Source organism: Methylobacterium sp. 88A (genome assembly GCF_000376345.1).
Taxonomy (GTDB): domain Bacteria; phylum Pseudomonadota; class Alphaproteobacteria; order Rhizobiales; family Beijerinckiaceae; genus Methylobacterium; species Methylobacterium bullatum.
Genome location: NZ_AQVT01000001.1, coordinates 2,956,446 through 2,971,972 on the forward strand (window position 1 = coordinate 2,956,446; position 15,527 = coordinate 2,971,972).

The following is a 15,527-nucleotide window of genomic DNA, read 5'->3' on the forward strand; positions in this document are numbered from 1 at the left end:
TGACCTGCTGCTATCACGCCGGCGTTTCTCCTGTCCCGCGCCGCGACCAGTCGAATCCGGAACCCCGCATGTCCACCGCCACGCCGAACCAGCCCGAGACCTTCGCGCCGAAATCCGACTTCCTGCGGGTTCTGTCCGAGCGCGGCTACATCCACCAGGGATCGGACCTCGCCGGGATCGACGCGGCGGCCCTGGAAGGCCGACTGACGACCTATGTCGGCTACGATTGCACGGCGGCCTCCCTCCATGTGGGGCATCTGCTCTCGATCATGATGCTGCACTGGCTGCAGGCGACGGGAGGCACCCCGATCACCCTGATGGGCGGCGGCACCACCCGGGTCGGCGACCCGTCCGGTCGGGACGAGTCGCGAAAGATCCTGACGCTGGAGCAGATCGAGGAGAACAAGGCCGGGATCCAGAAGACCTTCTCGCGGTTCCTGACCTTCGGTGGCGGCGGCAATGCTGCCGCCATGGTCGACAACGCCGAGTGGCTGACCAAGCTCAACTACATCGAGATGCTGCGCGATATCGGCCGGCACTTCTCGGTCAACCGCATGATGTCCATGGACAGCGTGCGGATGCGTCTGGAGCGCGACCAGGAACTGTCGTTCCTCGAGTTCAACTACATGATCCTGCAATCCTACGACTTCGTCGAGCTCAACCGCCGCTACGGCTGCGTGCTGCAGATGGGCGGATCGGACCAGTGGGGGAACATCGTCAACGGCATCGATCTCGGCCGCCGCATGGGCACGCCGCAGCTCTACGGGCTGACGTGCCCGCTGCTCACCACGGCGTCCGGCGCGAAGATGGGCAAGACGGCGGCGGGCGCAGTCTGGCTCGATGCCGGGATGCTGAGCCCCTACGATTACTGGCAGTTCTGGCGCAACACCGAGGATGCCGACGTGGCGCGGTTCCTCAAGCTGTTCACCCTTTTGCCGATGGACGAGATCGCCCGGCTTCAGGCGCTGCAGGGCGCCGAGATCAACGAGGCGAAGAAGGTGCTCGCTACCGAGGCGACGGCCCTGATGCACGGACGCGAGGCGGCTGACGCCGCTTCCGAGACCGCGCGCAAGACCTTCGTGGAAGGCGCCGTGGCGCAGGACCTGCCGAGCGTCACCGTCGCCCGCTCCGTCCTGGAGGCCGGTCTCGGCGTACTCTCGGCCTTCGGTCCCGACCACGCCAGGCTCGTCCCCTCCACCAGCGAGGCGCGGCGCCAGATCAAGAGCGGCGGGTTGCGTGTCAACGACGTGCAGATCAGCGACGAGAAGGCGGTGCTGACGTTGGCCGATCTCGGCCACGATGGGGTGGTGAAGCTCTCCTTCGGCCGCAAGAAGCACGTGCTTCTCCGGGTCGAGTGAGGCGACGGGGGTAGAACCTCAAGCGCGGGTTTCGAAAGTGTGGCGCGTCTCCCTTCCCCCTCTGCGGGGGAAGGTGGCCCGCGCAGAGGGTCGGATGAGCGGAGCGCGTTGTTCGGAGAGATCGCCCCCTCTCCCGCCGGCGGCGCTAGAGCATTCACATCGTTCGCGGGATGCGCCACCCTGCCCTCCTCCCCAGCGGATCTCGGGCCTGCCCGAGATCCGTCGAGCTTGTGGGGAGGAGTTGGAGGTGGGGGTGGTCGGGTGCCCCTCCTGCCGCTGCGGAGGCTGGCGAAGCCACCTCCACTCCTGACCTCTCCCCACAAGGGGAAGACGAATGCGCTCTGCCTAAAAGAGCAGCTGCGTCAATTCAGTGGCCCGCAGAGGGCGGGAGTGGCCGGCGATCTCAGCGTTCGGTCTCTCCGGCGGAAGTCGCGCCGGGAAAGCCGTCATTGCCTCCGGCGCTGAACAGACGGCGCAGGATGCCGGGCGCCAGGGCGGAGAGCGGGTTCACGCTCACATCCGGCTTGGACAGGCGGCCCGAGACCCGAAAATTCAGGGCGAACAGACCCTCGTTGTTCCCGCCGCCGAGGAGTTGCCCGAACAGGGGGAGCCGCGAGACGACGTTGTTCAGCCCGTAGAGCGGGACGAAGGTGCCGTTGATGTCGGCGCGTTCCTTGGCCGTGTCGAGGTAGCCGCTCATGGTGAAGCCCATCGCCGCGTTGGAGATGGCGGCGTCGGTGAAGTCGACGCGGCTGCCGGTGCGGGTGAAGTTCGCCCGCAGGCGGTCGAAGCTCACGTCGTTGCCGGCGTTCTGGATGATCTGCTTGCGGCCCTTGGCATCGACGACCTCGCTGGTCGCCGGACCCTGCGCCATGATGCTCGACAGGGCCGGCTCGTTGCGCAGCGTGAAATCGCGGATCTGGACCACGCCGGTCTGCGGCCCGTCCCCGAGGGTGCTGCCGAGGACGAGGCGCCCGCCATACATGCGCTTGTAGATATCGACGAAGCGCAGGGTAGCCCCGGCATCGGTGGTCTCGATGTTGATCGAGGGATCGCCGCGGCCCGAGCGGGACACCACCGCCGAGAAGCCGGCTCCGTTGAAGCGGCCCTGCAGGCGGCCCGAGCGGAAATCCTTGCCCTTCATCGAGAGCTTCGCGCTGGCGCCGGTCAGTGCCTCGCCATTGAATCCGGTGATGATGCCTAAGCTGATATCGGCCTCGATCTCCTTGGATGGGTCTCGGCCGCTTTCCTTGCCGGCCTTGCCCTCCGGTCCTCCGAGCGATTTCATGAACGGCCGCGCATCGGCCACGGCTCCCTTCACGGCCACCTTATAGAGGTTGCCGCTGCGGTCGATCTGGATGCGCATGTCGTCGCCGGGCGACAGCTTGAAGCTCGAGAGGTCGGCCCGGTCGAATTGCCCATCGCCATTGATCGCCGCCGTGCCGCGCGCGCTGGCGCTGCCGGCATCGAGGACGATGTCGCGCAGGTCCATGGCCCCCCCCGGGCTGACCTCGGTCATGACGAAGCTGACGCGCCCCGGCTTGCCGGCCGGTTTGACGAAGCCCGGAATCAGGCCGTCGATGGAGGCGCGGGACAGATCCGCTTCCATGCGGATGGGCGAGCGCGCCGGGCTGCCCTTTCCGATGGCGAGGTTGATCTTCAACGGGATCGGCCCGGCGAGCTGCGGCGCCACCGGCAGGCCCCGTCTCGCCCGCAGGGCCTCGTCGAGGAGGAGCGTCGCGTTGACCTCGCCCGGTGCGCCCGCCTTCGGTTGGCGCAGGTCGAGGGTGAGCGGCGAGCCGAGCACCCGGCCGTCGCCCTTCAGGGTGAAACCGCCCCGTTCGTAGGTGACGGCGAAGCGGCCGTTCTCGAGCTTCTCCTTTCCGAAAGCCTTCTCGACGGCGAGGTCGCTCAGGGTACCGGTGAGGCTCACGGGCAGGTCCGGCAGGTCGGGGATGCGCTTGAGGTTCAGCGGGAAGTCGATGCGCAGATCGGCATTGCCCTTGACCGAGGCCGGGTCGATCTCGACCCCGGTGAGGTTCTTGAACATCTTGGTCTGGAGCAGGGCGACGAGGGCGTCCGCACCACCGCCGAGCTTGAGGCCGATCTGGGCGGTGACTGTGTCCGGCGTGATCTTCGGGATCACGAACGAGCCGTCCGTGATGAAGAGCGTCCGGTCGTCCGGCATCTTGATGTCGGCGGTGACGCCGCGGATGTTCGTGGTCAGGCCCGTGATGGTCCCCGTCACCCGGCCGCGGCTCAGGGGGGGAGCGCCCTCGCTCACCGCCAGCGTCGCGTTGGAGACGGCGAAATCGATATGGATGGCGCTGTCCGGCATCGGCTCGCCACGCGTCGCGGCGGCGAGCTCGCTGCCGCTCATGTCCACGGTGATGTCGACCTTGTCCACGAGGCCGCCCTGGAGGTTGTCCACCAGATACTCGCGGGCGGGCGGAGCGATATGCTCCGGCCACAGGCGCAGGGCCATGCGCCCATCGGTATGGGCGGCGTTGATCTTCAGCGTAAGGCCGCCTTCATCCGCGCTGGTGTCCACCGTGCCGGTGACCCGGCCGGTGGCTCCGCCGGCCCCCGCCACGGTGAACTCGTCGATGGAGAGGCCGCCGTCGCGCCCCGTGACATGGGCCGAGAGGGCGTCGAGCTTGACCGGCTTGTCGGTCCTGGCGGCGCCGCGCAGGATCGCATCCTTGCCCGCGAGGGCCAGGGTCCAGGCCGTGGGGCCGCCCACCGGGCTCGCGGTCCAGACACCGGCGAGATGCACCGCGTTGCCGGCTCCGAGATAATCGATGCTGTCGAGGTTCAGGACTCGCTTGGCCTCGTCCCAACTGACCGAGGCGGTCAGGCTTTCGATGGTGACCGGGTTGAAGTCCTTCTCCTCGATGAGGAAATTGCCGTCGCTGGTCTTGACCGTCGCTTTCAGGGCCTCGACCCGACCGTTGTCGAGCCCGACCTCCGCCTTGGCCGAGACCTTCAGGTCGGTCTCGATCGGCAGTTTCGATTGCCCCGAGAGGAGGAGCAGATCGGTGACCGGCAGATCGTCCAGGGTGATGATGCCGTTGCGCTTTCCGTTGCCGCCCTCGTGCAGGTCACCGCCGAAGCGCCATTCCCCGTGAGGGCCGTCGATGCGCAACTCGAACACCCGCGAATCCCGCACCGCGTCGCGTCGGAACAGCCCGTTGACGTGTTCGAACACCCCACGCTGGCGGGCGTCGTCGTCGATCAGCGTCAGGCGCCCATTGGTGATCCGCGCCCGGTCGAGGGCTCCGACCACTCCGGCCGGATCGAGGACGATGCCGAAGATCGAGGCGATGGCGGCCGAGATCGGCGACGAGTTTCCCCGGGCACTATCGACGCTGGGCAGCGTATGAGGCTCCGCTGCGGCATGGGCCGGATCGGAACCGGCAAAGGCGATGGACCCGTCGCGGTGGACCAGGGCCGTCATCTGCAGGTCGCGGAACTCGATGGCCCTCGGCTGGACCGCGAGGCGCAGCAGACCCCAGGTATCCAGGCTCACCACCGCCATGGGAGCGCGCAGGACGAGGGCGCCGTCCGGGTTGTGGATGTCGAGGCCGGCGACCTGAAGCGCCAGGGAATTCTCGGAATCGAGCTCGATGGTGCTGTCGCGCAGGTCCACCCGCCAACCGGGGCCGATACTGCCCGCGATGGCCGAGGCCACGCGCTCGGACATGCCGTCGATGCGCAGGGGACCGTTGGTCAGACGCCAGAACGCCCCGGAAACGGCGAGCGTGAGGGCGGCCACGAGAACGAGCGAAAGCCATAGCAGCGGCCGCCGCCGCCGCCGAGGCGACCTACCCCGTCGCAAAGCTGTGGCGGTGTCTTGGTTCATCGATCCTTGAGCCGCTGGATCGGACGGGCCGCTCACGCTATCGAGCAGGTGTCCGGGATTCGGGGTTGCCTTGACCCGGCAATCTTTTGGTCCTCAGCCGAGGGGTCATGTGCCCCTCGATCAACGTCTCTTGTGGCACACTATCAATCGGCCGAAAGGAAGGCATCATGCCTCTCGACACCGGAGATCACGCTCCCGCCTTCACATTACCGGGCGCGGGCGGTGAGGAAATCAGCCTCGGCGCGCTCAAGGGTCGCAAGGTCGCACTCTACTTCTACCCGAAGGACGATACCAGCGGTTGCACCCTGGAGGCACAAGGCTTTAACGCCCTCGGCGCCGCCTTCGGGGAAGCGAATACCGTGGTGGTGGGCGTCTCCCCCGATAGCGTGAAGAGCCACGATAAGTTCCGGGCGAAGTACGATCTGACCTTCCCCCTCGCTTCCGACGAGAGCAAGTCGATGCTCGAAGCCTACGGCGTCTGGGTGGAAAAGAGCATGTACGGCCGCAAGTACATGGGGGTGGAGCGCACCACCGTGCTCATCGACGGCGAGGGGCGCATCGCGCGCGTCTGGTCGAAGGTGAAGGTGCCCGGCCATGCGGAGGAGGTTCTCGCCGCGGCGCGCGCGCTGGCCTGAAGCCACTGTCGCGCGCGTCTCGAGGTCGACGTCTCGCGCGCGGGATTTTGCGCTTCGTTAACCCTGATCCCCTCCAATGGCGGGAGTTGGAGTGGGGTGGGCCCGGATGCGTTTTTCGTTTCCCATGATCGGTGGAATACGCCTGCCGCACGCGGGACGACGCCTCGTGCCGGCCCTCGTCTGTGGCCTCGCCATCGCCACGCTCTGGGCCGGTGCCGCCACATGGTACCTCGTGTTCCACGACGAGATCCTGGCCCGCTTCGTATCCCAGCAGACCGCCCTGCAATATGCCTACGAGGAGCGGATCGGAGCCCTCAGGCTTCAGCTCGACCGGGCGACGATGGAGCATCTCGCCACGCGCGAGGGATTGGCCGCGCGGGTGGCCGATCTGTCCCAGCGCCAAGCCGCGATGGAAAAGCGTCAGGCCCAGCTTTCGCTCCTCGCGAGCGAGGCAGGACACCCCATCGCGAGTGCCGGCCGGAGTGCGGCGGACGATCCCGCCGAGACCGGGGCGCTCGGTTACGCGGCCACGATCACCGACCCTGTCGCCAAAACTCCGGCCAAGCCTGCGCCAAAACCCTTTCCGACGCCCGACGCCTTCGAGTTGCGCTCACGGGACGGCGCGCCCGGCCGGCAGTCCCTGCGAGAGACCGAGCAGGTTCTGGCGGGGCTGGATCGGCGCCTCGATGGTCTGGGCGCGCACCAGATCCGAACCCTGGACGCGCTCGGCGTGCGCGCGATCCGCGGCTCGCAGCGCCTGCGTGACATCGTCATCCGTGTCGGCCTCGACCCGCAGCGTTTCGAGCGCCAACGCGAGGCGGGGATCGGTGGGCCGCTCGTGCCGCTCTCTGCCGATCCCTTCGGCATCGCGGTCGGGCAGGTCCGGCGGGCTCTGGGAGAGGAAGACCGCCTCCGCCGCATCGCATCCGCCCTCCCCGTGCGGCAGCCCCTGGCCGGCAATTACAGCCTGTCGAGCGGTTTCGGACCCCGTCTCGATCCGTTCACGCGCGGGCTCGCCCTGCATACCGGCCTCGACATGAAAGCCGAGTTCGGGGAAAGCGCGCGCGCGACGGCGGCCGGCCGGGTGACGGTCGCCGATTACAATGGCGGCTACGGCAACATGGTGGAGGTCGATCACGGCAGCGGGCTCGTGACGCGCTACGCCCATCTGTCGTCCATCGCGGTAGGCGCGGGAGAATGGGTCGAGGCCGGAGCCGCCATCGGCCGTGTCGGCTCCACCGGCCGCTCGACTGGAAGTCATCTGCATTACGAGACGAGGATCGACGGCGAGCCCGTGGACCCGCAGCGCTTCCTGCGCGTCCTCGGCGGATCGGACGCGCAGTTCCTCGCCGCTAGATAGGAGAGCCCAACTGAAGGGAAGCGAGGACTAATCGATGTCCTCGACTTCGCCGGCCCCGCCATAGACGCGCTGAGCGAGCGACGCTTCCATGAAGGGATCGAGCGCACCATCCAGCACTTCGTCGGGATCGGTCGACTGGGTGCCTGTGCGCAGGTCCTTCACCAGCTGGTAGGGCTGCAGCACGTAGGACCGGATCTGGTGGCCCCAGCCGATATCGGTCTTGGCCGCGTTCTCGGCATTGGCCTTCTCTTCGCGCTTCTTGAGCTCGGCCTCGTACATCCGGGCGCGCAGCATGTTCCAGGCCGTGGCCCGGTTCTTGTGCTGGGATCGCTCCTGCTGGCACGCCACCACGATCCCGGTGGGGTTGTGGGTGATGCGCACCGCCGAATCGGTGGTGTTCACGTGCTGGCCACCGGCGCCCGACGACCGATAGGTATCGATGCGGCAATCCGATTCCTTGATCTCGATGACGATGCGGTCATCGATCACCGGATAGACCCGGACGCTGGCGAAGCTGGTATGGCGCCGCGCGCTCGAATCGTAGGGAGAGATGCGCACGAGGCGGTGGACGCCGGATTCCGTCTTGAGCCAGCCATAGGCGTTGTGGCCCTTGACCATGAGCGTGGCGCCCTTGATCCCGGCCTCGTCGCCATCAGACCACTCGACGATGTCGACCTTGTACTTCCGGCGCTCGGCCCAACGGCCGTACATGCGCTGGAGCATGTTCGCCCAGTCCTGGCTCTCGGTGCCGCCGGCCCCGGCATGGACTTCGACATAGGTGTCGAGCCCGTCGGCCTCGCCGGACAGGAGCGTCTCGATCTGGCGGCGCGCGGCCTCCTTCTCGACGGCGCGGATGCCGTTCTCGCCTTCGAGAATGGTGTCCTGGTCGCCTTCCATCTCGCCGAGCTCGATGAGCGTCGCGGCGTCATCGAGATCCTGGCTGAGCTTCTTGATCGCGCCCGCGGCGTCCTCGAGGGCGCCGCGCTCGCGCATGACCTTCTGCGCCGCCTCGGCGTCGTTCCACAGGTTGGGATCCTCGGAGGCTGCGTTCAGCTCCGCGAGGCGTTTCTCGACGGTATCCCAGTCAAAGATGCCTCCTCAGCAGTCCGATCGACTGCTTGGCGGCATCCGAGAGTTGTTCGATCTCGGCGCGCATCTGGTGTTTCGGCTCGTGGTGAAGGTACAGGGCTTAGCGTGTGAGCGCGGGTGATACCGAGACGCCCGCCCGGTGTAAACGGCGGCGCCCGTCTTCCTCTTCCCTTAGGTCCGGGACGGTCCCCCGCATGACGCCAGCCACCACCTCTCGACCCACGGGCCGCATTCGGTCGCGAGGGGGCTGTCTCGCGGCGGGTCTCGCCATCATCGTCGCGGGGCTGAGCCTGCGCTTCGTGCCCCTCGGTCTACCGATGGGGATCGTCAAATACGGCGGTTCGGCCCTGTGGGCGGCAATGGTCTACGCTTTGGTCGCGGCGTTGCTGCCGCACCGGAATGGGCAGGCGATCCTCCTCGTGGCCGGTGCGATCGCCCTGGTGGTGGAGCTCTCCCGCCTCGTCCATACGCCGTGGCTCGACGCGTTCAGACTGACGCTCCCCGGCGCCCTGTTGCTCGGGCGGATCTTCTCGCCCTGGAACCTCGTCGCCTATGCCGCAGGCCTCACCGCATCTGCCCTCGTGGATCGGTGGGCCGGCCTCCGCGCGAAAGGCGGATAGGTGTCAGCGGCCGTAGGCGGGAGGCGCGACGCGTGCCGGGGCCAGGACGAATTCGTGCGGCCGGCGGCGCCCGTTCAGCGGACCTTCCGTCGGCGAATCCTCGAAATAGCTGTTGCCGCTGAGGCCGAACCCGCCGCCATTCATGACGCTCGGCACCGGAATGGCGCGCGCATCATCCGGGACGGGACGGCCCGTCGCCCGGTCTGTGGGCAGGATGTAGGGGCCATTCGCCGCCGTATAGGACGTTTGAGCGACGGCGCCGGAGGCGAGGGACAGGCCGAGGCCGATCAGGCCTGCGGCGGCGAAGGTCGAGAGATGCTGCACGGGTCGCTCCGTCGCGGTGTTCACATGCGGCCGCAGCCGCTCATGCCCTACCATGCCCCATGAGAGGTTGCCTGTCCGTGTCCTCGCCGCTCCAAGATCCATCTTTTTCGATGCCGGCCGGTCCCGCACGGGGGAGATGCTTCCCGATCCAAGGGGCAACCAGCCCGGATTCTCCGCGTTGAACCAGCAAGCGCAACCGATAAGCGCATTCAGCAAGGAGCCCACCATGACCGCCATCAAGATCTCCACCGCCGCCGCCGCATTGGTCGTTGCGCTGTCCGGCGCCGCCTTCGCGCAGACCGGAATGCCCGAGAGCCATGGCACGAATGCCGCCGGTTCGAAGTCGGGCGTGGTCGGCAAGGGGGACAGCATGGAGGCAGGCCCCGCCACCACCGGCACCGCGACCGCGCCGGGCGCGCGCACGGCACCGGGCAACGCCATGCCATCCACTCCCGGCATGACCACCAACGATCCGAGCGCAGCGCCGCGGCCCGTCTCGCCGGCACCGGCCGTCCGCTGAGATCAGGACCCATCGCCCAATAAAAGGAAAAGGCCGGAGCGATGCTCCGGCCTTTTCCTATGGATGGGACGCCGTGTCCGCGCAGCTCAGCCCTTGGCGCGCAGGACGACCTGAGGCTCGCGTTCCACCGGCACGCAATTGGTGCGGACCGCGTTCAGGACGAGGGGCTGCGAATCGCAGACATAGCTGAGACCCGGATCCGGTGCGGGAACCGGATCACGCGCGACGATCGGGTTCGGCGCGCAGGCACCGGCCGATCCGGCCAGCAGCAGCGCGACGGTCAGGGTCAATCCGCGCATACGATCCTCGGTGGCAGGCGACATGGCGCGACCCTGCTCACCGGGACGGCATGTGACAAGCACATGAGAGGGGCTCAGGCCGCTTTGGCGCGACCTGTCTCCCCCCCGCAACATCACCGATGACGCGATTCAGCCCGCTTTCGTGAGCGGGACGACGTTGTGGAGCGTGCGGTCCGACGTCTCGAAGAAGCGGCGGATGTTGCGGGCCGCTTGGCGGATGCGCTGCTCGTTCTCCACCAGCGCGATACGAACGTAATTGTCGCCGTGTTCGCCGAAGCCGATGCCCGGTGCCACCGCCACGTCCGACTTCTCGAGGAGGAGCTTGGAGAATTCGAGGCTGCCGAGGCCCTGATACTTCTCCGGGATGGGCACCCAGGCGAACATCGAAGCCGACGGGCTCGGGATCTTCCAGCCGGTCTTGTCGAACGACTCGATCAGCGCGTCGCGGCGCTTCTTGTAGATCGAGCGCATCTCCACGATGCAATCCTCGGGTCCGTTGAGGGCGGCGGTGGCCGCCACCTGGATCGGCGTGAACGCCCCGTAATCGAGGTAGGATTTCACCCGCGTGAGGGCGGCGAGCAGGCGCTCGTTGCCCACCGCGAAACCCATGCGCCAGCCGGCCATGGAGAACGTCTTGGAGAGCGAGGTGAACTCCACCGTGCAGTCGATGGCGCCCGGCACCTCCAGCACGGAGGGCGGCGGCTCGCCGTCGAAATAGACCTCCGCATAGGCGAGATCGGACAGGATGATGATCTCGTGGCGTTTGGCGAAAGCGACGAGGTCGCGGTAAAAATCGAGGCTCGCCACGTAGGCCGTGGGGTTCGAGGGGTAGCAGACGACGATCGCCACCGGCTTGGGGATCGAGTGCTGCATCGCCTTCTCGACGGCCGGGAAGAAGGCCGGGGTCGGCTCGGCCGGCACGGAGCGGATCACGCCGCCCGCCATCAGGAAGCCAAAGGCGTGGATCGGGTAGCTCGGGTTCGGCACCAGCACCACGTCACCCGGCGCGGTGATCGCCTGCGCCATGTTGGCGAAGCCCTCCTTGGAGCCGAGCGTCGCCACCACCTGGGTGTCGGGGTTCAGGCTCACGCCGAAACGGCGCTTGTAGTAGTTCGCCTGCGCCCGGCGGAGACCCGCGATGCCCTTCGAGGACGAATAGCGGTCCGTGCGCGGCCGGCCGGCCGTCTCCACCAGCTTGGCGATGACGTGGCGCGGGGCGTCGAGATCGGGATTGCCCATGCCGAGATCGATGATGTCGGCGCCATTGGCGCGCGCCTGGGCCTTGATCCGGTTGACCTGCTCGAACACGTAAGGGGGCAGGCGCTTGATGCGGTGAAAGTCGGTCATGGGCTTCACGGGGTCCGATGCGCCAATCGCATGATTCGCGCGTTCAAAACTGTCATCACTCTGACGTGGTCGACCTGTCTACCATCTCGGCGGCCCGGAGCCGACCGTTATTGTGCAGGCTGGATCTGGCCTGTGGCGCGGGCGGCGCTCTCGGCGGCACGGCCCTTGGCTTCGTTACGGCCACGAGCGCCCATCAGATCGTTCTCGAGACTCTTGGTCCCTTCGGCGGTGCGGGCGCTGATGGGCCTGGCTGGTGCTGCGACGCCGACGGGCAGATATTCGGCGTCGGTCTTGCGGGATTGCACCACGAAATCGGGCGCCTTCACATCCTTCGGCCCGCCCCCGGCGAGCGTATAGGCGCCGCGCATGGCGTTGAGGTCGCCGGAGCATCCTCCCGCGGCTAGAAGGCCGCCGAGGACGAGGGCCAGACGGGGGACGAAGCCGCACCGCCTGTGATTCCGTGATGAAGGCTCTGACATAATGACCTGAAACGTAAGCCGCGCCCTGGCGGAAAGTCGAGGTGCCGCGTTAATTTGTCGAGAACGAGGACGGTTCGGCCGGGCCGTCCCGCGGAAATAGAGGGGAAATCAACGCGTGACGACCGACAGGACGACACCGCTTCCCGATATCGACGCCTTGTCCCGCAACGCGACGTTGCTGATCGAGGAGTTCACCCGCACGGCCGGCGCCTACATGAAGCCGATCAGCCAGGCGGACCCGCTCGATCCCGAACTGGCCAAGCCTCCGGAAGAGGTCAACGACGTCGTCAAGACCCTCGGCACCGTGGTCGAGCGCTGGATGGTCGACCCGCAGAAGTCCCTCGAAGCCCAGAAGAAGCTCAGCGACGCGTTCATCACCCTCTGGGGCTCTACGTGGCATCGCCTCCAGGGAGAGGAAGCGTCGCCCGTGGCGTTGCCCGAGGCGAAGGACAATCGCTTCAAACACGCGGAATGGTCCACCAACCCGATCTTCGACTTCATCAAGCAGAGCTACCTCATCACCTCCCGCTGGGCGGAAGAGCTCGTTGACGAGGCCGACGGGATCGACGAGCATACGCGGCACAAGGCGCAGTTCTACCTGCGCCAGATCGTCGGCGCGCTCTCGCCCTCCAATTTCGTGATGACCAATCCTGAGCTGATTCGGCACACGCTGCAGGAGAACGGCGCCAATCTCGTGCGCGGCATGAAGATGCTCGCCGAGGACATCGAGGCCGGGAAGGGCCAGCTGCGGGTCCGCCAGACAGATCCGTCCGGCTTCGAGGTCGGCGTCAACGTCGCGGTGTCCCCCGGCGAGGTGGTGTTCCGCAATGACCTGATGGAGCTCATTCAATACTCGCCGACCACCGAGACGGTGCTCAAGCGCCCGTTCCTGATCGTGCCGCCTTGGATCAACAAGTTCTACATCCTCGATCTCAATCCGTCGAAAAGCCTGATCGGCTGGATGGTGTCGCAGGGCCTCACGGTCTTCTGCATCTCGTGGGTGAACCCCGACGAGCGCCACGCCGACAAGGATTTCGAGAGCTACATGCGCGAGGGCATTGAGGCGGCCATCGACGCGATCGGTGTCGCCACCGGTGAGAGCGAGGTGGCGGCGGCGGGATATTGTGTCGGCGGCACCCTGCTGGCGGTGACCCTGGCGATGCAGGCGGCCACGGGCAACAAGCGCATCAACAGCGCCACCTTCCTGACGACGCAGGTGGACTTCACCCATGCCGGCGACCTCAAGGTCTTCGCCGACGAGGAGCAGATCCGCAGCATCGAGGCGCGGATGAAGAAGCGCGGCTACCTCGAAGGCTCGGGCATGGCGACCGCCTTCAACATGCTGCGGCCGAACGACCTGATCTGGTCCTACGTGGTCAACAACTACGTGAAGGGGCAGACGCCCTCGGCCTTCGACCTGCTCTACTGGAACGCCGACGCTACTCGGATGCCGGCGGCCAACCATTCCTTCTACCTGCGCAACTGCTACCTCGATAACACCCTGGCCCAGGGGCGCATGATCCTCGGCAACGTCCGTCTAGACCTGAAGAAGGTGAAGGTGCCGATCTTCAACCTCGCCACCCGGGAGGATCACATCGCCCCCGCCATCTCCGTCTTCGAAGGGTCGTCGAAGTTCGGCGGCAAGGTCGATTACGTGCTGGCCGGGTCCGGTCACATCGCCGGCGTGGTCAACCCACCCTCCAAGCCGAAATACGGGTTCTGGACCGGCGGTGCGGCCAAGGGGCGTCTGGAGGATTGGATTTCGGCGGCGACCGAGCACAAGGGGTCGTGGTGGCCCTACTGGTTCGAATGGCTGGAGAAGCAGGCCCCGGCCCGCGTGCCGGCGCGGATTCCGGGAGAGGGAGGCCTGCCCTCCCTGGGGCCGGCGCCCGGAACCTATGTCCGCATGAAGGCGTGATCCGTCAGACGCCATTCGGCTCGAATGGCCAAGTCGAGAACGGGATCGTCGGTGGTCCCTGCGGCCGGATGATGGTTAGTCGGGTGTGTTTTTTAGGATCCCCGTCACCTCATCCTTCGAGGCCGTTATCGCCGCAGCTCAGGATGAGGTCGACGAGGGGAAGATCTCCACACTGCCTCGGTGTTCCGGCTGAAGACACTCAGAACTTCCGAACCAGCGGCGCGGGAGCGATCGGAGCGGCCGGCGTGCCGAAGACGTAGCGGAAGCCCACCGAAACGATATCCGCGCTGCCGCTCGTATCGGCGGCGAAGGGAATGTTGCGGAAGTTGTAGTCGCGGCCCGGACCGGCGAGGAGCTTCGAATCGCCCACGAGGAAGAGGTGAGAATAGGCGATGTTGAGGGTCAGCTTCTCGCTCCAGCGATAGCTGCCGCCGAGCGAGACGTTGAAGCGGTCGCTGTCGGGCAGCCGAACCGAGCGGTTCGAGAAATCGATGGGCGATTGTTCGTAGGCGAGACCGGCCCGGACGGTGAGGGCCGGCGACCAATCGTACTCGCCGCCGACGGAATAGGTGTAGCCGTCCTTGTAGTTCAGGGGCAGCGTGGTCGCGATGCCGCCGGTGGTGCGGCCGACGATGCCGACATCGCCGAGCCTCGACCAATTGTCCCACTCGAAACCGAGATTGACGCGGGCGACCGGGCTGACGGCCTGGGTCAGGCCGACGCTCAACTTCTCCGGCGTATTGAGGTTGGCGGTGACCTGCTGGCTCAGGAAGGCCGCCGGCCCCGGCAAAAGGAAGGCGCCTTCGATGTCGTGATGCACGGAGGAGCGATAGCCGACGCCCAACGCCGTGCCGGCCCAGGGGGTGATGAGCACGCCCGCCGTGAAGCCGACGCCCCAGGATTCTCCCTTGAGCGACGCGTTGGGGGCGATGAGCGGGCTGAACGAGAGCGGGAAGGCCTGGCGAAGGGTCAGCCGGAAATACTCGATGTTCGGCCCGGCGGCGATCGAGAGCCACTCGTTGACCTTGAAGCCGATGGTCGGGTTGAACGAAAGCGAGAAGATGCGGCTCGATCGTCCGTAGACTTCGCCGGCCCAGTCGTCGCGAGGCTTGGTCACGAGGCCGAAGGGAGCGCCGGTCTGGATGCCGATCCAGAGCCGGTCGGTGAGCTGGTAGGAGGTGGCGCCGGCCGGGATCACAGCGCCCTGGCCGATATCGCCGCTGCCGCCCAGCGGCGCGAACAATGGCGAGGTGCCGTCGGTCGGGGTGATCTTGGAGGAGAGGTTGATGAAGCTGAGATTCTGCTCGCTGACCCAGCCGGGGTTCATGGTGATCGTGGCCGGGTTCCAGAACATCGAGGAGACGCCGCCGGAGCCGGACGCGGTGCCCGCAAAAGCCTGACCCTGCGCGAGGGTGCTCTGTTCGCGGATGCCGAACGCGCCGGCCATGGCGTCCCCTGCCGTCAGGGTCAGGACGGCGGCGGAGAGTCCCGCCAGAGCCGTGTTGCGAATCGTCATGGCCATGTCCTGCTCCCGACCCTTGCTTGCGATGCTCGGATTTACCGCGGCGTGATCCCCGGCCGGCATCTTGAGCAGAAGAGTGCCGTTCTTGGCCGGTCTATGCAATCCATGTGCGGCAAAGTGTTAATCGTTTCATAAGTCGCGATTTACTTTGGCTATGCCTTCGCCGACATCGTCGCCCGTGTCACCGAAAGGCA

The 15,527-nt window shown here is 66.7% G+C and carries 13 protein-coding genes; 6 read left to right on the forward strand and 7 right to left on the reverse strand.

Annotated features, from left to right (window positions below; all coding sequences use genetic code 11):
* Positions 1-68 precede the first annotated feature (68 nt).
* Positions 69-1,358, forward strand: coding sequence for a tyrosine--tRNA ligase (gene tyrS / locus A3OM_RS0114225; RefSeq protein ID WP_018044429.1), 1,290 nt, complete (start codon positions 69-71; stop codon positions 1,356-1,358).
* Between the two features lie 403 nt (positions 1,359-1,761).
* Here the strand turns inward: tyrS and A3OM_RS0114230 are convergent, their stop codons facing one another.
* Positions 1,762-5,220 (reverse strand): DUF3971 domain-containing protein, encoded by a 3,459-nt coding sequence (locus tag A3OM_RS0114230; RefSeq protein WP_026176035.1) that lies wholly within the window; start codon positions 5,218-5,220, stop codon positions 1,762-1,764.
* Between the two features lie 167 nt (positions 5,221-5,387).
* Between A3OM_RS0114230 and A3OM_RS0114235 the strand changes: the two genes are divergently transcribed.
* Positions 5,388-5,855 (forward strand): peroxiredoxin, encoded by a 468-nt coding sequence (locus A3OM_RS0114235; protein ID WP_018044431.1) that lies wholly within the window; start codon positions 5,388-5,390, stop codon positions 5,853-5,855.
* A 124-nt stretch (positions 5,856-5,979) separates the two neighbouring features.
* Positions 5,980-7,215, forward strand: a complete 1,236-nt coding sequence (locus A3OM_RS0114240) for a M23 family metallopeptidase (RefSeq protein ID WP_018044432.1) — start codon at positions 5,980-5,982, stop codon at positions 7,213-7,215.
* Between the two features lie 27 nt (positions 7,216-7,242).
* Here the strand turns inward: A3OM_RS0114240 and prfB are convergent.
* Positions 7,243-8,371 (reverse strand): peptide chain release factor 2 gene (gene prfB, locus A3OM_RS0114245; protein ID WP_147830138.1). Its coding sequence is split into 2 segments (ribosomal slippage): positions 7,243-8,301 and positions 8,303-8,371, totalling 1,128 coding nucleotides; the frame shifts between segments, so codons are not numbered across the junction.
* Positions 8,372-8,498: 127 nt separating this feature from the next.
* Between prfB and A3OM_RS0114255 the strand changes: the two genes are divergently transcribed.
* Positions 8,499-8,924 carry a DUF2809 domain-containing protein gene (locus tag A3OM_RS0114255; RefSeq protein WP_018044435.1) on the forward strand — a complete coding sequence of 142 codons (426 nt, stop codon included), beginning with the start codon at positions 8,499-8,501 and terminating at the stop codon, positions 8,922-8,924.
* Between the two features lie 3 nt (positions 8,925-8,927).
* On the opposite strand, the gene A3OM_RS0114260 is transcribed toward A3OM_RS0114255, so the two are convergent.
* Complete coding sequence (locus tag A3OM_RS0114260) at positions 8,928-9,248, reverse strand: hypothetical protein (protein ID WP_043764740.1); 321 nt, start codon at positions 9,246-9,248, stop codon at positions 8,928-8,930.
* A gap of 226 nt (positions 9,249-9,474) precedes the next feature.
* Between A3OM_RS0114260 and A3OM_RS0114265 the strand changes: the two genes are divergently transcribed.
* Positions 9,475-9,768, forward strand: coding sequence for a hypothetical protein (locus tag A3OM_RS0114265; protein ID WP_018044437.1), 294 nt, complete (start codon positions 9,475-9,477; stop codon positions 9,766-9,768).
* An 86-nt stretch (positions 9,769-9,854) separates the two neighbouring features.
* On the opposite strand, the gene A3OM_RS0114270 is transcribed toward A3OM_RS0114265, so the two are convergent.
* The 3 genes from A3OM_RS0114270 to A3OM_RS0114280 all read right to left on the reverse strand — a co-directional run bounded on the left by A3OM_RS0114270 (position 9,855) and on the right by A3OM_RS0114280 (position 11,782).
* On the reverse strand, positions 9,855-10,067 hold the full coding sequence (locus tag A3OM_RS0114270; protein WP_018044438.1) for a hypothetical protein: 213 nt from the start codon (positions 10,065-10,067) through the stop codon (positions 9,855-9,857).
* A 129-nt stretch (positions 10,068-10,196) separates the two neighbouring features.
* Positions 10,197-11,414, reverse strand: a complete 1,218-nt coding sequence (locus A3OM_RS0114275; protein WP_018044439.1) for an LL-diaminopimelate aminotransferase — start codon at positions 11,412-11,414, stop codon at positions 10,197-10,199.
* A 107-nt stretch (positions 11,415-11,521) separates the two neighbouring features.
* Entirely contained in the window at positions 11,522-11,782 is a 261-nt protein-coding gene (locus tag A3OM_RS0114280) for a hypothetical protein (RefSeq protein WP_018044440.1), read from the reverse strand.
* Positions 11,783-12,008: 226 nt separating this feature from the next.
* Between A3OM_RS0114280 and phaC the strand changes: the two genes are divergently transcribed.
* On the forward strand, positions 12,009-13,811 hold the full coding sequence (phaC, locus tag A3OM_RS0114285; protein ID WP_018044441.1) for a class I poly(R)-hydroxyalkanoic acid synthase: 1,803 nt from the start codon (positions 12,009-12,011) through the stop codon (positions 13,809-13,811).
* Positions 13,812-14,010: 199 nt separating this feature from the next.
* Here phaC and A3OM_RS0114290 read toward each other — a convergent pair whose 3' ends face one another.
* The gene (locus A3OM_RS0114290; RefSeq protein ID WP_026176037.1) at positions 14,011-15,333 is read right to left on the reverse strand and encodes an outer membrane protein transport protein; all 1,323 of its coding nucleotides are present in this window, start codon (positions 15,331-15,333) and stop codon (positions 14,011-14,013) included.
* Between the last annotated feature and the right edge of the window lie 194 nt (positions 15,334-15,527).